This window comes from Bradyrhizobium sp. Cp5.3 (assembly GCF_000426265.1).
GTDB lineage: Bacteria > Pseudomonadota > Alphaproteobacteria > Rhizobiales > Xanthobacteraceae > Bradyrhizobium > Bradyrhizobium neotropicale.
Genome location: NZ_AUFA01000009.1, coordinates 309,090 through 326,798, shown reverse-complemented (window position 1 = coordinate 326,798; position 17,709 = coordinate 309,090). Strand labels below are relative to the sequence as shown.

Here is a 17,709-nt window from a genome sequence, read left to right as displayed (position 1 = left end):
CACTAGGCGGGGCGCACCATACAGAGATTGGCGCGCTCTGGCGAGAGCCGGATGACCATGAAACATAAGCGAAATTTTGCTCTCAGCCCGATTTTTGCTCTTTTTCCAGCCGCCTCGCCCAGGCCTTGGCCTGGCTGGCGACATTCTTCGGCGCGGTGCCACCGAAGCTGGTGCGGCTCTTCACCGACGATTCGACCGAGAGCATGCCGAGCACGTCCCTGGTGATCTTCGGCTCGATCGCCTGCATTTCCTTCAGCGGCAGCTCGTGGAGCGCCACGCCGTCCTTGGCGGCCTGCGCCACGATCCGGCCGGTGACATGGTGGGCCTCGCGGAAGGGCATCTTCAGCGTCCGCACCAGCCAGTCAGCAAGATCGGTCGCGGTGGCGTAGCCCTCGCCAGCGGCGGCCTTCATCTTCGCCTCGTCAGGCACGAGGTCGCGGACCATGCCCGTCATGGCGCGGATCGCGAGCGACAGCGCGGCAAAGCCCTCCATGGCGCCCTGCTTGTCTTCCTGCATGTCCTTTTGATAGGCGAGCGGCAGGCCCTTCATCACGATCAGAAGCCCGTTGAGCGCGCCGATGACGCGTCCGGTCTTGGCGCGCACGAGCTCGGCCGCATCCGGATTGCGCTTCTGCGGCATGATCGAGGAGCCCGTGGTGAACTTGTCGCTGAGCCTGACAAGGCCGACCAGCGGCGAAGTCCAGATCACGATCTCCTCGGCGAACCGCGACATGTGCACGGCGCAGATCGAGGCGGCCGACAGGGTCTCCAGCACGAAGTCGCGGTCGGAGACCGCATCGAGCGAGTTCGCCATCGGGCGGTCGAAGAGAAGCGCCTTCGCGGTGGCGTGGCGATCGATCGGAAACGAGGTGCCGGCGAGCGCAGCGGCGCCGAGCGGCGACTCGTTGAGCCGCTTGCGCGCGTCCTGGAAGCGACCGCGATCGCGCGCGGTCATCTCGACATAGGCGAGCAGGTGGTGGCCAAAGGTCACGGGCTGCGCGGTCTGCAGATGCGTAAAGCCGGGCATCACGGTCGCGGCATGCTCCAGCGCGCGATCCACCAGCGCCTGCTGGAACGCGGCGAGCGCGGCGTCGGTCTCGTCGATCACGTCGCGGACGAACAGGCGGAAGTCGGTTGCGACCTGGTCGTTGCGCGAGCGCGCGGTGTGCAGGCGGCCGGCGGCGGGGCCGATCAGCTCGGACAGCCGGCTCTCGACATTCATATGGATGTCCTCGAGCGCGCGCTTGAACTCGAAGCCGCCCTTGCCGATCTCTGACAAAATCGTGTCTAGACCCTTGCCGATATTTTTCGCATCAGAGGCCGTGATGATGCCCTGCGCGGCAAGCATCGCGGCGTGGGCCTTGGACGCGGCAATGTCCTGGGCAAAGAGGTGACGATCGACGTCGATGGAGACGTTGATCTCCTCCATGATCTCATCGGGACGTTCCGAGAACCGGCCGCCCCACATCTTGTTGCTCATGATCCCTTGCTCACGCCCTGCTTGTCGCTGTGCGGCCTGTGCCGCGCGTTTGCTGGCGGCGGCCAGCCGTATTAAGAGGCCCCTGATAGCCATATCTGCGACCGGATGACAAACGATATGCTCGAACAGAAGCCCTCCGCCACGCGCCGCATCCCCCTCGTCATCGCCACCGTGGCGATCGGGGGCCTCGCCGGCTTTGCCGCGCTGTACGGGCTGGGCCTGAGCCGCGCGCCCAGCGGCGATCCGGCCTGCCGGGCGGCGGTGACCACCGCGCAGAAGATCGCACCGCTCGCCCATGGCGAGGTGGCGGCGCTGACCATGGCGACCGCTGCGCTGAAGCTACCCGACCTCGCCTTCGAGGACGCCGACGGCAAGCCGAAAAGGCTGTCCGACTTCCGCGGCAAGACACTGCTGGTCAACCTCTGGGCCACCTGGTGCGTGCCCTGCCGCAAGGAGATGCCGGCACTCGACGAGCTCCAGGGCAAGCTGGCAGGTCCGAATTTCGAGGTGGTGGCGATCAATATCGACACCCGCGATCCCGAAAAGCCCAAGAATTTCCTGAAAGAGGCTAATTTGACCCGGCTCGGCTATTTCAGCGATCCAAAAGCCAAAGTTTTTCAGGAGCTTAAGACGATAGGCCGGGCCCTGGGCATGCCGACCTCGGTGCTGGTCGACCCGCAAGGCTGCGAGATCGCGACGATCGCCGGGCCCGCCGAATGGGCGAGCGACGACGCACTGAAGCTGATCCGGGCCGCAGTGACCCCTGCAGCCGCGTCGCTTAAGCCGTGACGTTGAGGTTGCCGCCGACGCCCGCGCCGACATTGGCAAGCGAAGGCTGACCGGCGCCGAGCAGCGTCAGGACCGCGGACTTCTCTGCATCCATGTTCTGCTTCATCACAGTCGCCGATACCTGCGACTGGAGAGCGCCCTGCTGAGCGGCCAGCATGGTGCTGACCATTGCCATCATGTCCATTACGCGAACCCTCGTACCGACTGCAGCCTAGGCGCGAGGAGTTAACGAGAGGTGGAGATTTCGGACGGTTTCGTGTCCTGGACACGATGCGACACGAAGTGCCGCAGGGTCGTAGGGTGGGCAAAGCGGAGCGTGCCCATCAATTCCATCACATGATTGGAGATATGGTGGGGATGGCGCTTTGCGCCTTTACCCACCCTACGGCGCCAATAGATCGATCAGCGCGTCGGAACCGGCTTGGCGCCGCGGTAGTCGTAGAAACCGCGCTGGGTCTTGCGGCCGAGCCAGCCGGCCTCGACGTATTTCACCAGCAGCGGGCACGGGCGGTATTTGGAGTCCGCCAGCCCCTCATGCAGCACCTGCATGATGGAGAGGCAGGTGTCCAGGCCGATGAAGTCGGCAAGCTCCAGCGGGCCCATCGGATGGTGGGCGCCAAGCTTCATCGCCGCGTCGATCGCCTCGACGTTGCCGACGCCTTCGTAGAGCGTGTAGATCGCCTCGTTGATCATCGGCAGCAGAATGCGGTTGACGATGAAGGCCGGAAAATCCTCGGAAACCGCCACTTGCTTGCCGAGCTTGGCGACGAACTCCTTGGCCGCCTCGAAAGTTGAATCGTCGGTTGCGATGCCGCGGATCAGCTCCACCAGCTCCATCAGCGGCACCGGATTCATGAAGTGGATGCCGATGAAGCGCTCGGGCCGGTCGGTGGCAGCGGCAAGGCGCGTAATCGAGATCGAGGACGTATCGGAGGCGACGATCGCCTCCGGTTTCAGGATCGCGCAGAGCTCGTGAAAGATCTTGCGCTTGACCTCTTCCTTCTCGACCGCGGTCTCGATCACGAGATCGCAGTCGGCGAGGTCGTCCAGCTTCTCGGCGAGCGCGATCCGCGCAATGGCCTTGGTCTTGGCGTCCTCGGTGACGACCTTCTTGGAGACCTGGCGCGCCAGATTGCCGTTGATGGTGGCCATGCCCGACTTGAGCCGATCGGCCGAGACGTCGTTGAGCACCACGTCGAAACCGGCCAGCGCCGCGACATGCGCGATGCCACTGCCCATCTGCCCCGCGCCGATCACGCCGACCTTCTTGATCACTGCCGCCATAATGTCATCCACCGGAACGGCGCGCTAAGGCGCGCCTGCCTATCCCCTGAGCCGGGAGGTCCGATTTAACCAGAACCCGGGCTCGAAACCTAGATTGGATGCGCCCCTCCGCGCGCCCCGCGCGAAAGAAAACGCCTCAAAAATGAAACACCGGCCGGAGTGTACCTCTCCGGCCGGTGTTTTATCGCGTTTTTTACTTTCCGAGCTTGGCGAGTTCGGCCGTGAGCTCCGGAACCGCCTGGTAGAGGTCGGCCACCAGGCCGTAATCGGCGACCTGGAAGATCGGCGCGTCCTCGTCCTTGTTGATCGCGACGATCACCTTGGAGTCCTTCATGCCGGCCAGATGCTGGATCGCGCCGGAAATACCCACCGCGACATAGAGCTCGGGGGCCACGACCTTGCCGGTCTGACCGACCTGCCAGTCGTTCGGCGCATAGCCGGCGTCGACCGCCGCGCGCGAGGCACCGACACCGGCGCCGAGCTTGTCGGCGAGCGGCTCGATGTATTTTGCAAAGTTTTCCCGGCTCTGCATGGCGCGGCCACCGGAGACGATGATCTTCGCCGAAGTCAGCTCGGGACGGTCGCTCTTGGCGACCTCCTCGCCCACGAAGGACGACAGGCCCGGATCGGCCGCCGCCGCCGCGCTCTCGACGGCGGCGCTGCCGCCCTCGCCCGCTGCGGCGAAGGTCGAGGTGCGGACCGTGATGACCTTCTTGGCGTCCTTCGACTTCACCGTCTGGATGGCGTTGCCGGCGTAGATCGGGCGCTCGAATGTGTCGGGGGCGACCACCTTGGTGATCTCCGAGACCTGCATGACGTCGAGCAGGGCGGCGACGCGCGGCATCACGTTCTTGAAGCGCGAGGTCGCGGGCGCGACGATCGCGTCATAGGACGGCGCCAGCGAGACGATCAGCGCGGCCAGCGGCTCGGCGAGATCGTGCGCGTAGAGCTCGCCATCGGCGAGCAGCACCTTCTTCACGCCGGCGAGCTTAGCGGCGGCATCCGCTGCGGCCTTGGCGTTCTGGCCGGCGACCAGCACCTCGACGTCCGCGCCGAGCGCGGCAGCCGCGGTCAGGGCCTTGTTGGTCGCGTCCTTGAGCGACGCATTGTCGTGTTCGGCAATCAGAAGCGTCGTCATCAGAGCACCCCGGCTTCGTTCTTGAGTTTCGACACCAGCTCGGCGACGTCCTTGACCTTGACGCCTGCCTTGCGGCCCGCGGGCTCCGTCGTCTTGAGAACTTCGAGACGCGCGGTGACGTCCACGCCGTAATCGGCGACGGTCTTCTCCGCGATCGGCTTCTTCTTCGCCTTCATGATGTTGGGCAGCGAGGCATAGCGCGGCTCGTTGAGGCGCAGGTCGGTGGTGACGATCGCCGGCCCCTTCAGCTTCACGGTCTGCAGGCCGCCGTCGACTTCACGGGTGACCTTGAAGTCCGAACCTTCGACCTCGAGCTTGGACGCGAACGTCGCCTGCGACCAGCCCAGCAGCGCGGCCAGCATCTGACCGGTCTGGTTGGAGTCGTCATCGATCGCCTGCTTGCCCAGGATGATCAGGCCCGGCTGCTCTTCGTCCGCAACCTTCTTCAGGATCTTCGCGACCGCGAGCGGCTCGACGGTGCCCTCGGCCTTCACCAGGATGCCGCGGTCGGCGCCCATGGCGAGACCGGTGCGGATCGTCTCCGACGCCTGCGCCGGTCCGATGGAGACCACCACGACCTCGGTGGCCTTGCCGCCTTCCTTAAGGCGCAGCGCTTCCTCGACCGCGATTTCGTCGAACGGGTTCATCGACATCTTGACGTTGGCGAGTTCAACGCCCGATCCATCGCCCTTGACGCGGACCTTGACGTTGTAATCGACCACCCGCTTTACCGGCACTAAGACCTTCATCGATCCTCTTTCACTTATTTTGGGAGGGGGGTTATCAACTGGCGCGGAACCTAAAGGCCTGATCCGGCCCGGTCAACGCGCGAAGGGGCCAAATTTTGGCCGGCCCGAACACTGCCCTCCCAATGGGTCAGCGGTTCTGGCCCGGAACCCACAGCACGTCGCCTGCGCCATTATGATTTGCGAAGCGGCTCGCCACAAACAGGAAATCCGACAGGCGGTTCATATACTGGATGCCAGCCGCGCCGACCGGCTCGCCTGGTCTGGCCGCCAGTTCCACCATCACCCGTTCCGCCCTGCGGCATATCGTGCGCGCGACATGGAGATGCGCAGCCGCCGGCGTACCGCCCGGCAGCACGAAGGAGGTCAGCGGCGCGAGGTTTTCGTTGAGCGCGTCGATGTCGTGCTCGAGCCGCTCCACCTGGCTTGCCACCACCCGCAACCTTTCCGCCTTGCCTTCGCGCTCGGGCACCGCGAGGTCGGCGCCGAGATCGAACAGATCGTTCTGGATGCGGCCGAGCATCGCATCGAGATCGGTCGCGTCCTTGGTGTGGAGCCGCACCACGCCGATCGCGGCATTGGTCTCGTCGACCGTGCCATAGGCCTCGATGCGCAGATCATATTTGGCCCGGCGCTCGCCACTGCCGAGCGCCGTCGTGCCGTCGTCACCGGTGCGGGTGTAGATGCGGTTGAGCACGACCATGTTTGCCTCGTTGCTGTCTACGCTAGCGGCCCATCGCCCAGACCGCGAGCATGGCGACGACGATCGCCACGAACTGAAGCAGCACGCGCCAGCGCATCAGCTTCTGCGAGGTGTCGGGCGAGCCGCCGCGCATCATATTGACGAGACCGAGCAGCAGCACCACCGCTACGGCGCCGGCTGCCACCGGCAGAATGAAAGAACTCAAAAGGGATGCCATTGAGAGTAGATAACACCGTGCCGGCTGCTTCGCTATCTCCCCCACCCTGTCATTCCGGGGCGCGTCGCAGGGGCAGCGAAGCGCGCCCCGGCGGCGCGAGCCCCGAATCCATCGGGCCACATCATGTATGGCGAAATGGATTCCGGGCTCGCGCTTCGCGCGCCCCGAAAATGACGACCGGCGCTTCGCGATCTGGCTTTTAGGTCCATAATATCAGATGGTAGCAGGATGATTTCCGATCTACGCCAACTGCCAGCCTTCTTCGCCTCTCCCCCCGCGCGGGGAGAGGGAGCAGCATCAGCCAAGTAGGTGGCGCGTGAAGGCGGTTCGCTACCTCTATATCGTCGTGATGGATGCGTTCTATACGTTCCTAGCCGATGACGGCTGGGCGATTGCGAGCCATATCGCGCTGTCGACGCTGATGGCGCTGTTCCCGTTCCTGATCGTGCTGACCTCGCTCGCCGGCTTCTTCGGCTCCAAGGAACTCGCCGACCAGGCCGCTGGGCTGATGCTGCAGGTCTGGCCCAAGCAGGTCGCAGATTCCATCTCCAGCGACGTCCACGATGTCCTGACCACCACCCGCACCGACGTACTGACCATCGGCGCGGTGCTGTCGGTCTATTTCGCCTCGAACGGCGTGGAGGCGCTGCGGGTCGCGCTCAACCGCGCCTACGCGGTGGTGGAGATGCGGCGCTGGTACTGGCTGCGGCTGGAATCGATCGGCTACACGCTGGTCGCGGCCTTCACTGCGCTCGCCATGGCGTTCCTGATCGTGCTCGGCCCGCTCCTCATCGCGGCGGCGCGGCGACACATCCCGCTGTTCGTCGAGTCCAACGAGAGCATCCTCACCTGGCTGCGCTATGGCATCACCATCGGCGCGCTGGTGGTGGCGCTGTTCATCCTACACGCCTGGCTGCCGGCAGGCCGGCGCGGCTTCCTGCAGATCCTGCCCGGCATCGTCTTCACCGTGGTGGCGTCGCTGATCTCCGGCATCGTGTTCGGGCAATATCTGGCGCGCTTCGCCAACAACTACGTGACGATGTATGCGGGGCTCGCTTCGGTGATCATCGCGCTGGTATTTTTGTATTTCATAGCCGCGATCTTCGTCTACGGCGGCGAGCTCAACGCCGCGATCATCAAGTCGCGGCTTCCTCACGGCGTCTCGCTTCAAGCAGCGCAGTCGCTAAAGCCCGCGGGGACACAGGCTTGATCAGGAAGGCGTCGGCGCCGGCCTCGCGCGAGGCCGCCTCGTCCTCGCCGCGGCCCGACACTCCGATGATGGGGATTTGAGCGAGCGGCGGCGACATGGTGCGGATCCGCTTGATCGCCTCGATGCCATCGATGCCCGGCAGCACCATGTCCATCAGCACCGCGTCGAAGGCGCCCTGCGCAATCCGGTCGACCGCATCCTCGCCGCGCCCGATGAACTCCGCATGATGGCCGAGCTCGGTCAGGATGGTGTTGAGCACGACGCGGCCGAACGGATTGTCCTCGACGCTGAGCACGCGCAAAGCCGCCATCGCATCCGCCTCAGGATCTTCGCACCCGCCGGACGGGCCTGATCCCGACGCATCCAGCGACACCGTCAGCGTGAAGGTGGCGCCGCCGCTGCGCCGCGGGGCAACCGTGATGTCACCGCCCATCGCACGCGCCAATTGCTTCACCGAGGACAGCCCGAGCCCGGCGCCGCCGAAACGCGCGGCGATGGTGACATTGGCCTGGGTGAACGGGCGGAACAGCCGCTTGATCTCGGCCATGGTCAGGCCGATGCCGCTGTCGGACACCGCAAAGGCGACGCCGACCCTGCCTTTGTCCTTCGTTTTGCCCCTGCCCTTCTGCGGACGCCAGGGCACGACCGCGAGCGCGACGCCGCCCTCGTCGGTGAACTTCACGGCGTTGTCGATCAGGTTCTCAAGGGCGGCGCGCAGGCGGACGGGATCGCCGACCACCAGCCCGGAAAGCTTGCCGGAGATCTCGACCTGGGCCTGAAGTCCTTTGGCCGCGGCACGCCCGGCGAGCGAATCACCCATGCTGCGGGCCAGCGCCCGCAGGTCGAACAGGTCCTGGCGCAGCGCGTTTGCCCCCTTCCCGGTCTTGGCCGCGTCCACGAACAGGGTGGCGAGGCTCGCCAGGTGCTCGGCGCCGGCCTTGATGGTATCGGCCCAGCGCCGCTCCCGCTCGCCGAGATCGGAGGTCGCAAGCAGGTCGCTGATCGCCAGAATTCCGGTCAGGGGTGTGCGGACCTCGTGGGCGAAGGCGGCCAGCGCCGCCTGGACCACGTCCGGCGTTGCGGCGGCGGCGCGTTTACGCGTCGCGCCAACCGCCCCGGACCGCTTCCGAGGCGGCCGCCTGGACGTCCGCGTAGTGCGCGATGCGCGCGTTTTCGCCGCCATAGATCCCCTTCGAAGTATTCCTTCGAACCCCCGGGCCGTCAGGCGAGCATCGCACGGAGGAACACTCCGAGTCACGGCGACCTTTTGCTAAACCCCAGAGAAACTTAACCTAATCCCACCAGCCGGCGGATGTCCGCGGGCGAGGCACCGGCGGCGCGCAACTCCCGCAAACCGGTCGAGCCGGTCGATTTCGACAGCTTCCGCCCCTCAGCATCCCGAATCAGCCGGTGGTGGCGGTAGGCGGGCTCCGGCAGGTCGAGCAGCGTTTGCAGCAGCCGGTGCACCGAGGTGGCGTGAAACAGGTCCTGGCCCCGAACCACCTCGCTCGCGCCCTGGAGCGAATCATCGACCACCACCGACAGATGGTAGCTCGTTGGCGTCTCCTTGCGGGCGAGGATCACGTCGCCCCAGGCTTCCGGCCGCGCCGCGACAATGCCACGCTCGCCGTCCGGCCCCACGCCCAGTTCGCGCCAGGTCAGGCCGGCAACGCGGCGGCAGGCAGCCGCCATGTCGAGCCGCAGGGCATAGGGCGCCCCGGCCGCGATGAGGCGAGCGCGCTCGTCGGCAGGTAGCGATTTCGCGGCGCCGGGATAAAGCGGCGCCCCGTCGGGATCGCGCGGCCAGGACCCGGCCGCCTCGCGCGCGGCTGTGAGCCTTGCGATCTCGGCGCGGCTTTCGAAGGAGGGATAGACCAGGCCGAGCGCGACAAGCTTCTCCAGCGCGGCGCGGTAATCGGCAAGATGCTCCGACTGCCGCCGTACCGGCGTCTCCCAGGCGATGCCAAGCCAGGCGAGGTCGTCGTAGATCGCCGTCTCGTATTCGGGCCGGCAACGCGTCGCGTCGATGTCCTCGATCCGCAGCAACAGCCGCCCGCCGGTCTCGCGCGCTCGATCGAAGTTGAGCAGCGCGGAATAGGCGTGGCCGAGATGCAGGAAGCCGTTCGGGCTCGGAGCGAATCGGAAAACGGGTGGCGACATACGACAGATCTCGTCATGGCCGGGCATAGCCGTCCGAAGGACGGCGTCGCTTCCGCTCGCCTACTTCCCGGCCATCCACGTTCTTCGGTGCCACATGGCGACCATGTCAAGGTGGCGGAGGAATACGACGACCGTCACTCATGCTAACAATGACGTGCGGTTGGAAAGACGTGGATGGCCGGGACAAGCCCGGTCATGACGTCGCAGAGAGTTTGCCGAACCACGATGACCATCCACCTCGAAGCCCAGTCCGACCTCGAAGAGGCCGTCCACACGCTGGTGAAACGCGATCCGCGCCTCAAACCCGTATTCGAGGTCGCCGGCATGCCCGCCTTGCGGCGGCGCGAACCGGGCTTTGTGGGCCTTGCGCATATCGTCTGCGGGCAACAGCTCTCGACCGCGAGCGCCTCGGCGATCTGGGGGCGGCTTTCGGCCGCCTTCGATCCGTTCGACCATGACGCCGTGCGCCGCGCCCGCACCGATCGGCTGGGGCGGCTTGGCCTCTCCGCTGCGAAGATCAAGACGTTGAAACATCTGGCGCGCGAGATCACCGCGCAGCGGCTGAACCTCGAGGTGCTCGCCGAAGAAGATGCCGACGCCGCGCATCACACGCTGATCTCGCTGCCGGGCATCGGGCCGTGGACCGCGGACGTCTATCTCTTGTTCTGCCTCGGCCATGGCGATGCCTGGCCGGCCGGCGACCTCGCCGTGCAGGAGGGCATTCGCATCGGGCTGGGGCTGAAGGCGCGGCCGACGGAAAAGCAGATGGCCCCGCTCGCCGAACCCTGGCGGCCCATGCGCGGTGCCGCGGCGCATCTGTGGTGGAGCTATTATCGCGCGGTGAAGAAGCGCGAGGGCGTGCTGACGGCCTGATGCGGCCGAACAGCGTTTAAAACTATGTTGCTGTTGCAAATGTCGCGCGTGCGACCGAAGAGATGCCGGCGCGGGCCCGAACCGGGATCAACACCATGACAGCCACCGACTTCATCGTTGCGCGGGACGATCTCGAAACGTGCAAGACGATCGCAACCAAGCTTCCTGCAGGCGAGTCGCTGCCGCAGGACGCACTGCTCGTGAAGGTCGACCGCTTCGCCTTCACCGCCAACAACATCACCTATGCAGTGCTCGGCGACGAGATGAAATACTGGCAGCTGTTTCCTGCGCCGAACGGCTTCGGCAACGTCCCGGTGTGGGGCTTTGGCGAGGTGATCGCCTCAAACCATCCGAACGTCGCCGTGGGCGAGCGGCTGTTCGGGTACTTCCCGATGGCGACGCATCTCGTGATCGAGGCGACCGACGTCAGCAAGCGGGGCTTACGCGATGGCGCCGCGCACCGGCAAGGCGTGGCGCCGGTCTACAACGCCTATGCGCGCGTGACCGGCGATCCCGCTTACGCCGGGCGGCAGGGCGACTACCAGGCGCTGCTGCGGCCGCTGTTCATGCTGTCATTCCTGGTCGACGACTTCCTTGCCGAGAACGACGATTTTGGCGCGCGTACCGTGCTGCTCTCGAGCGCTTCGAGCAAGACTGCGTTCGGGCTTGCGCATCTCCTCCACACGCGCGGCCGCAAAGTGATCGGGCTGACATCGGCCGGCAACACCGGATTCGTCAGCTCGCTCGGCTGCTACGACGAAGTCGTCACTTATGATCGCGTGACGTCGCTGCCATCGGATACCGCCGTCGCCTTTGTCGACATGGCCGGCAACAGCGCGCTGCGCGCCGGGCTGCACCATCACTTCAGCGGTCAGATGAAATGCTCCGTGCGTGTCGGATTGACGCATCGCGCCACCGACGCCGACGAGGGCGTGCTGCCCGGCGCAAAACCGCGCTGGTTCTTCGCCCCAGACCAGATCCGCAAGCGCGCCAGGGAATGGGGCCCAGGCGGCATCGAGCAGTGTTTTGGCGCGGCATGGTCGGACTTTGCATCGCTCCTGGAGAGGTGCCTCGCCGTGGTCGAGAGCCGCGGACCGGAGGCAGTGCGGCAGGTTTATCTCGACACGCTGAAGGGTCGTATTCCGCCTGAGCAGGGCCACATGCTCTCGCTGCTCGGGTAACCGGCTTTTGGACGCCACCGAAACCAGATAGCCTCGGCCTCTCTTATTGGAGCATGATCTTTCGGAAAACCGCTGCACACTTTGCGCTGCGCGGCCCTCCGGGTCCGGATCATGCTCGAGGAAACGCCGCGAAGACGGCCACGAGGTCGCGCATGCTGGACAGGACGAAGGATATTTCCGTATCCGCGCAGGCCTGGCTCGACGAGTTCGAGCGCGCGCTGGGCCAGCCCGATCGCGCCGCACTGGACCGCCTCTTCCTCGCCGACAGTTTTTGGCGCGATGCGCTGGCGCTGAGCTGGAACCTGCAGACCATCGCCGGCCGCGAGGCGATCGCGCACGAGCTGACTGCGCTCGTGCCCAAGGTGGCGCCAGGCAATTTCAAGATCGCGCCCAATCGCGCGGTGCCACGCTGGGTGACGCGCGCCGGCACCAACAATATCGAAGCGATCTTCAATTTCGAAACTGCGATCGGCCGCGGCAACGGCATCGTCCGGCTTGTTCCTGATTCCGCTGATGGCGACCGGCTGAAAGCCTGGACGCTGCTCACCGCCCTCGACGAGCTGAAGGGCTTTGAAGAGCAGCTCGGCACAACGCGCCCGCGCGGCCAGGCCTATTCGCGCGATTTCCGCGGGCCGAACTGGCTCGATTTGCGCAAGGCATCGAATGACTACACCGATCGCAACCCGGTCGTGCTGGTGGTCGGCGGCGGCCAGGCCGGGCTCGCGATCGCGGCGCGGCTGAAGCAGTTGCAGGTCGACACGCTGATCGTCGATCGCTGGCCACGCATCGGCGACAACTGGCGCAAGCGCTATCACGCGCTCACCCTGCACAACCAGGTGCAGGTCAATCACCTGCCCTACATGCCGTTCCCGCCGAACTGGCCGGTCTATGTCCCCAAGGACAAGCTCGCCAACTGGTTCGAGGCTTACGTCGACGCCATGGAGCTGAACTACTGGACCGGCACCGAGTTCGCGGGCGGCGCCTACGACGACGCAAAGGGCCACTGGACCGTCACGCTCCGCCGCGACGGCACGACGCGCACCATGCATCCGCGCCACGTGGTGATGGCGACCGGCGTCAGCGGCATCGCGAACATGCCGGACATTCCGAGCCTTGAGAACTTCAAGGGCACATTGCTGCATTCGAGCCGCTATGACGACGGCGAGAACTGGAAAGGCAAGCGCGCCATCGTCATCGGCACCGGCAACAGCGGCCACGATATCGCGCAGGACCTCTGCTCGAGTGGCGCCGAGGTCACGCTGGTGCAGCGCTCGCCGACGCTGGTGACCAATATCGAACCGTCGGCGCAGCTTGCGTATGCGACCTATAACGAGGGCACGCTCGAGGACAACGATCTGATCGCGACTTCGATGCCGACGCCGCTCGCCAGGAAGACCCATGTGATGCTGACGGAGCAGTCCAAGGAGCTCGACAAGGAGCTGCTGGACGGCCTGCGGCGCGTCGGCTTCAAGCTCGATTTCGGCGAGGCCGGCACCGGCTGGCAGTTCAAATACCTCACCCGCGGCGGCGGCTATTATTTCAACGTCGGCTGCTCCAACCTCATCGTCGAGGGCGCGATCAATCTGAAGCAGTTCGCCGACATCGAGAGCTTTGTCGCCGAAGGCGCTCGCATGAAGGACGGCGCGCTCCTCACCGCCGACCTCATCGTGCTCTCGACCGGCTACAAGCCGCAGGAGTATCTGGTGCGAAAGCTGTTCGGCGATGCCATGGCCGACCGCGTCGGCCCAGTCTGGGGCTTTGGCGACGGCTTCGAGCTGCGCAACATGTATGCGCGCACGAAACAGCCCGGCCTCTGGTTCATCGCCGGCAGCCTCGCGCAGTGCCGCATCAACTCGAAATACCTCGCGCTCCAGATCAAGGCGATCGAGGAAGGGATGCTGGGGCGGGGAGTGGTCACAACGTAAACCACTCGGGGGCACGCGAAGCGTGAACCCGGAATCCATTCACCCCCGAAATCCGCGGCGCGATGGATTCCGGGCTCGGGACTTTATCGCGCCCCGGAATGACAGCCAGGAATCACTCCACCTTGATCCCCGACGCCGGCGATGCCGACAGAGGCCTTGTCCGGATTGGCCTTCAGCCACGCGATCAATTGTTTGAGATCGTCAGCGGGCAGATCCTTGCGGCCGACGATCAGCAGCGGCACGCTGCCGATCAGGATGACCGGTTCGAGAGCGCGCAACAGATCGAACGGCAGCGCATAGAGCCCGCCGGTCAGCATGTGCGTGGTCGAGGTTCCAATCGACAGCGTGTAGCCGTCGGCCGCGGCGCGCACGGCACGGCCGACGCCGAGCGAGCCGGCCGCACCGCTGACATCTCGACGACGATGGGCTGTTTCAGCACGGCATGCAGGCGTTCACCGAGGAACCGCGCCAGCGTGTCGGTGGCGCGGCCCGCCGGGAACGGCACGATCATGGTGACGGGGCGCGCAGAATAATCCTCGGCTATTGCGCACCGAATCGACGCAGCACCAAGCACGGCCGCGAGCAGCACGGCGAGCCAGCCACGCATGAACCCTTCCCAAATCACGGCGTTTTTGAGCGTTTGCCACCCCGCTGCCGCATTGCTTGCGCCTGAATAAGTCTCTCAGCGGGCTTCACAATCCCGTCACGCTGCATGTAGTATGTCAATACATGCTGCTTCGCAGCGTATATGGAGGCCGGGAGCGTTACTTGAACGCACATGTCTCGCAGGGCAGTTGGCCGGTGTTGGTGCTGAATGCGGACTTCCGGCCGCTGAGTTATTACCCGCTGTCGCTCTGGTCCTGGCAGGACGCGATCAAGGCGGTGTTCCTCGACCGCGTCAACATCGTCGCACACTACGATCAGGCGGTTCGAAGTCCTACGCTGGAAATGCAGCTGCCGAGCGTCGTCTCGCTCAAATCCTTCGTCAAGCCGACCACCCACCCCGCCTTCACCCGATTCAACGTCTTCCTGCGCGATCGTTTCGCCTGCCAATATTGCGGCTCGCCCGAAGACCTCACCTTCGATCACATCATCCCGCGCAGCAAAGGCGGACAGACCACCTGGGAGAACGTGGTCGCGGCCTGCTCGCCCTGTAACCTGCGCAAAGGCAATCTGACACCGGCGCAGGCAAAGATGTTTCCGCGCCAGACCGCGTTCGCGCCGACCGTGCACCAGCTCCACCGCAACGGCCGCCTCTTCCCGCCGAACTATCTGCACGACAGCTGGCTCGACTATCTCTACTGGGATACGGAGCTGGATCCGTAGGGCTGGCGTTGGCCCTCACACGCCGATCGCATTGCGCGCCACCACGTCGCGGTAGAACGCTGCGCTCAGTTTCGGGACCCTCGCCTGGGTCTCGAAGTCGACGCGGTAGAGGCCGAAGCGCTTCCCGTAGCCAAAAATCCACTCGAAATTGTCCATCAGGCTCCACAGGAAATAGCCGCGGATCGGGACGCCTTCGGCGACCGCACGCTGCATCTGGGTCAGGTAGTTGCGCAGGAACATGATGCGGTCGAGGTCGTAGACCTGGCCGTCAGCGGCGAGCTTGTCCTCGGATGAGGTGCCGTTCTCGCTGATATAGATGGTGTCGATGTTCCAGATTTTTGCAGCGATGCGCGGCGCCCAGTAGATCACCTCGGGGCCGATCCTCAGCCATTCCGAATTCATGTGCGGGAACGAGGTCGGAAAAGGCAGCACGTGAAAGCCCGGCGCGCGGTCGGAGGCGGTGACGTAGAACTGCGGAGCATAGATGTTGAGGCCGACGAAATCGTTCGGCGTGCCGATGATCTTCAGCTCATCAGTGGTGAATTTCGGCGCGTCGGCGCCGGCATAGGCGAGGAAGCCGTCGGTGTACTTGCCCTCCAGCACCACGCCGAGAAAGCCGGCGTTGAGCTCGCGCGTCGCGATCTCGGCGGCGCGGATGTTCTCCGCCGTCGCGATTGCCGGCACGCAGGCCGCAATGTTTTCCGCCGCGCCCACCTTGGTGCCGGCGCGCCCCGACGCGCGGATCGCCTGCACGGCGAGCCCGTGCGCCAGCGCGACGTGATGGCGAGCCTGATTGAGCTGCGCCGTGGGCAGCTTGAGGCCGGGCGCATCGATGGCCCAGCCGTAGCCGAAATTCACGAAGCGCCCGACCTCGTTCACGGTGAAGATGGTCTTCACGCGATCGGTCAGGCGTGCGGCGACGTAAGCGGCGTAGTCGGCAAAAGCCTTCGAAGTGTCGCTCGACTGCCAGCCGCCGACGCGGTCCTGGAGCGCCTGCGGCAGGTCCCAGTGATAGAGCGTGGCGTAGGGCTCGATGCCGTTGGCAAGCAGCTCGTCGACGAGGCGGTTGTAGAAATCGAGGCCCCTGGGGTTGGGCTGCCCCGTGCCGTCCGGAAACACCCGCGGCCATGCGATCGAGAAACGGTAGGCCTTGACACCGAGCGCCTTGATCAGCCCGACGTCCTCCTTGTAGCGATGATAATGCTCGTTGGCGCGATCGCCGGTGGTGCCGTCCTCGATCTTGCCTGGCGTGTGGCTGAAGACATCCCAGATCGACTTGCCACGGCCGTCCTCATTGACCGCGCCTTCGATCTGGTAGGACGAGGTGGCCGTGCCCCACACGAAATCCTTCGGGAAGCGCGCCGGCGCGTGGGTATCGCTTTCGGCGGCGCTTGCGCGCGTCGTCATGCCGAGCGCGGCGAGGCCGGCAAGCCCTGCAAAAGACCGGCGCGAGAGGTTCGCGAACATCGTCATCTCCGCGCCTGCTCCATGTCGATCTGATAGGCGGAAATCCGGTCGATCTCGAATGCGACGGTCGAGGGCGATTCCGCATCGACCGGACCGACACCGAGAAAGAACTTCGATCCGATCGCGAGATTGACGATCATGTACATGGGATCGTCGAAGCCGATCGGCACCTTGATGTCGGAGACCGGCCTGCGGTCGATGAAATAGACCAGGCGATCCTCCTCCCACAGCACACCGTAATTGTGGAATGTGTTGGAAGCATCCGCGACGCCGAAGTCGAAGCCGCAGGACTGGATCTTGCCGGTTGCCGGAATTCGCCAGTGCGTCGTCATCACCATGTCGCCCGACCGCTCGCCGCGGCCTTCGAGCACATCGACCTCGGGCGGCCAGCCGCCGTCATCCGCCAGCATCCAGAACGCCGGCCATACCGCGTGGCCGATCGGGAGTTTGGCGCGGATCTCGAAATAGCCGTGCTTCTGCGAGAACGTGCCCTGGGTGGTCAGGATCCCCGAGATGTAGTCGTTGTTGAACAGCACGGATTTCAGCTCCGGCGGGGTGCGGCTTGCGACGATCGAGAGCACGCCGTCCTTCACCTTGAAGGGATCGAGCCCGAGCGCCGTGGTCGCGCGGCCGGCGTAACGTGGATCGACATAGATCTGCTGCTCGCCATTGGCGCTGGTCTTGCGCTTGAAATCGGAGCCGTCGCCGCCCCAGTAGCGCGCTTCCGGCCAGGCCGCGCCACCAGCGTAATGCGGCACCCAGCGTCCGCTGGACAATGGATGCTCGTCAAAATCCTCATTGAAGGTCCGGCGCAGCGGCAGGAAGACGAGCGAACTCGGATTGACCGTCTCGAGCCTGCGGCACTCGATCGTGGAGGGATCGGTCGTCACTTGCAGCGAAATGCTGTCTGGCGCGACGTCGAGGTCGTCCTGCGCGACGCCCGGTGCGGGCACAGCGAACAGGCCGATCGCGACCAAACTGCCCTTCGTCCAACGGCCGATCATCACCGCACATCGAACACGCCAGGAAACGCGCGCGAGGTTAGCTCCTCGGCATTCCGCCGGGCAAGAGCGACGGTGCATCCCGGCGACTTTCACGAGCAGCATCAAGGCTTCAGCCCAGGATTGCCAATCCACGCCGGATGTGATCTATAGCCGCTCCGCATCGAGCATTCCGCTCCGCTTGAACAGGAGACAGACGATGACGAGCA

The 17,709-nt window shown here is 65.1% G+C and carries 19 protein-coding genes; 6 read left to right on the top strand and 13 right to left on the bottom strand.

The window, feature by feature from the left end; genetic code table 11:
- Positions 1 to 82: 82 nt before the first annotated feature.
- Complete coding sequence (gene argH, locus K289_RS0115575; protein ID WP_027552379.1) at positions 83 to 1,480, bottom strand: argininosuccinate lyase; 1,398 nt, start codon at positions 1,478 to 1,480, stop codon at positions 83 to 85.
- A gap of 117 nt (positions 1,481 to 1,597) precedes the next feature.
- Between argH and K289_RS0115570 the strand changes: the two genes are divergently transcribed.
- Positions 1,598 to 2,269: a TlpA disulfide reductase family protein gene (locus K289_RS0115570; protein WP_027552378.1), complete on the top strand. Its 672-nt coding sequence runs from the start codon at positions 1,598 to 1,600 to the stop codon at positions 2,267 to 2,269.
- On the opposite strand, the gene K289_RS0115565 is transcribed toward K289_RS0115570, so the two are convergent.
- The 6 genes from K289_RS0115565 to K289_RS0115540 form a co-directional block, all read right to left on the bottom strand.
- A complete protein-coding gene (locus K289_RS0115565) occupies positions 2,259 to 2,453 on the bottom strand; it encodes a putative motility protein (protein ID WP_027552377.1) in 195 nt (64 codons plus the stop codon). The genes K289_RS0115570 and K289_RS0115565 overlap by 11 nt on opposite strands.
- A 218-nt stretch (positions 2,454 to 2,671) precedes the next feature.
- On the bottom strand, positions 2,672 to 3,553 hold the full coding sequence (locus K289_RS0115560; RefSeq protein ID WP_027552376.1) for a 3-hydroxybutyryl-CoA dehydrogenase: 882 nt from the start codon (positions 3,551 to 3,553) through the stop codon (positions 2,672 to 2,674).
- Positions 3,554 to 3,746: 193 nt separating this feature from the next.
- On the bottom strand, positions 3,747 to 4,691 hold the full coding sequence (locus K289_RS0115555) for an electron transfer flavoprotein subunit alpha/FixB family protein (protein ID WP_027552375.1): 945 nt from the start codon (positions 4,689 to 4,691) through the stop codon (positions 3,747 to 3,749).
- Positions 4,691 to 5,440: an electron transfer flavoprotein subunit beta/FixA family protein gene (locus K289_RS0115550; protein WP_027552374.1), complete on the bottom strand. Its 750-nt coding sequence runs from the start codon at positions 5,438 to 5,440 to the stop codon at positions 4,691 to 4,693. Before K289_RS0115550 ends, K289_RS0115555 begins: the two co-directional genes overlap by 1 nt.
- Before the next feature lie 127 nt (positions 5,441 to 5,567).
- Entirely contained in the window at positions 5,568 to 6,140 is a 573-nt protein-coding gene (locus tag K289_RS0115545) for a cob(I)yrinic acid a,c-diamide adenosyltransferase (RefSeq protein WP_027552373.1), read from the bottom strand.
- Positions 6,141 to 6,162: 22 nt separating this feature from the next.
- Positions 6,163 to 6,357, bottom strand: coding sequence for a twin transmembrane helix small protein (locus K289_RS0115540; protein ID WP_027552372.1), 195 nt, complete (start codon positions 6,355 to 6,357; stop codon positions 6,163 to 6,165).
- A 316-nt stretch (positions 6,358 to 6,673) separates the two neighbouring features.
- On the opposite strand from K289_RS0115540, the gene K289_RS0115535 reads away from it, so the two are divergent.
- Positions 6,674 to 7,567: a YihY/virulence factor BrkB family protein gene (locus K289_RS0115535; protein WP_027552371.1), complete on the top strand. Its 894-nt coding sequence runs from the start codon at positions 6,674 to 6,676 to the stop codon at positions 7,565 to 7,567.
- On the opposite strand, the gene K289_RS0115530 is transcribed toward K289_RS0115535, so the two are convergent.
- Both K289_RS0115530 and gluQRS read right to left on the bottom strand, forming a co-directional pair.
- Positions 7,494 to 8,750 (bottom strand): ATP-binding protein, encoded by a 1,257-nt coding sequence (locus K289_RS0115530; protein WP_027552370.1) that lies wholly within the window; start codon positions 8,748 to 8,750, stop codon positions 7,494 to 7,496. The two genes, K289_RS0115535 and K289_RS0115530, sit on opposite strands and share 74 nt — an antisense overlap.
- A gap of 104 nt (positions 8,751 to 8,854) precedes the next feature.
- Positions 8,855 to 9,727, bottom strand: a complete 873-nt coding sequence (gene gluQRS / locus K289_RS0115525; protein WP_027552369.1) for a tRNA glutamyl-Q(34) synthetase GluQRS — start codon at positions 9,725 to 9,727, stop codon at positions 8,855 to 8,857.
- Positions 9,728 to 9,952: 225 nt separating this feature from the next.
- On the opposite strand from gluQRS, the gene K289_RS0115520 reads away from it, so the two are divergent.
- The 3 genes from K289_RS0115520 to K289_RS0115510 all read left to right on the top strand — a co-directional run bounded on the left by K289_RS0115520 (position 9,953) and on the right by K289_RS0115510 (position 13,706).
- Positions 9,953 to 10,600: a DNA-3-methyladenine glycosylase gene (locus K289_RS0115520; RefSeq protein ID WP_027552368.1), complete on the top strand. Its 648-nt coding sequence runs from the start codon at positions 9,953 to 9,955 to the stop codon at positions 10,598 to 10,600.
- 95 nt (positions 10,601 to 10,695) lie between these two features.
- Positions 10,696 to 11,781 (top strand): DUF2855 family protein, encoded by a 1,086-nt coding sequence (locus K289_RS0115515; protein ID WP_027552367.1) that lies wholly within the window; start codon positions 10,696 to 10,698, stop codon positions 11,779 to 11,781.
- Positions 11,782 to 11,933: 152 nt separating this feature from the next.
- Entirely contained in the window at positions 11,934 to 13,706 is a 1,773-nt protein-coding gene (locus K289_RS0115510; protein WP_027552366.1) for an NAD(P)/FAD-dependent oxidoreductase, read from the top strand.
- 83 nt (positions 13,707 to 13,789) lie between these two features.
- Here the strand turns inward: K289_RS0115510 and K289_RS47725 are convergent, their stop codons facing one another.
- Both K289_RS47725 and K289_RS51575 read right to left on the bottom strand, forming a co-directional pair.
- Positions 13,790 to 14,077: a tripartite tricarboxylate transporter substrate-binding protein gene (locus tag K289_RS47725; protein WP_027552365.1), complete on the bottom strand. Its 288-nt coding sequence runs from the start codon at positions 14,075 to 14,077 to the stop codon at positions 13,790 to 13,792.
- Positions 14,017 to 14,313, bottom strand: a complete 297-nt coding sequence (locus K289_RS51575; protein ID WP_198024715.1) for a hypothetical protein — start codon at positions 14,311 to 14,313, stop codon at positions 14,017 to 14,019. The genes K289_RS47725 and K289_RS51575 overlap by 61 nt, the downstream gene beginning before the upstream one ends.
- A 161-nt stretch (positions 14,314 to 14,474) precedes the next feature.
- On the opposite strand from K289_RS51575, the gene K289_RS0115500 reads away from it, so the two are divergent.
- On the top strand, positions 14,475 to 15,032 hold the full coding sequence (locus K289_RS0115500) for an HNH endonuclease (protein ID WP_025033554.1): 558 nt from the start codon (positions 14,475 to 14,477) through the stop codon (positions 15,030 to 15,032).
- A 15-nt stretch (positions 15,033 to 15,047) separates the two neighbouring features.
- Here the strand turns inward: K289_RS0115500 and K289_RS0115495 are convergent, their stop codons facing one another.
- Entirely contained in the window at positions 15,048 to 16,499 is a 1,452-nt protein-coding gene (locus tag K289_RS0115495) for a GH1 family beta-glucosidase (protein WP_027552364.1), read from the bottom strand.
- A gap of 2 nt (positions 16,500 to 16,501) precedes the next feature.
- Positions 16,502 to 17,503 (bottom strand): family 16 glycosylhydrolase, encoded by a 1,002-nt coding sequence (locus K289_RS0115490; protein ID WP_027552363.1) that lies wholly within the window; start codon positions 17,501 to 17,503, stop codon positions 16,502 to 16,504.
- Between the last annotated feature and the right edge of the window lie 206 nt (positions 17,504 to 17,709).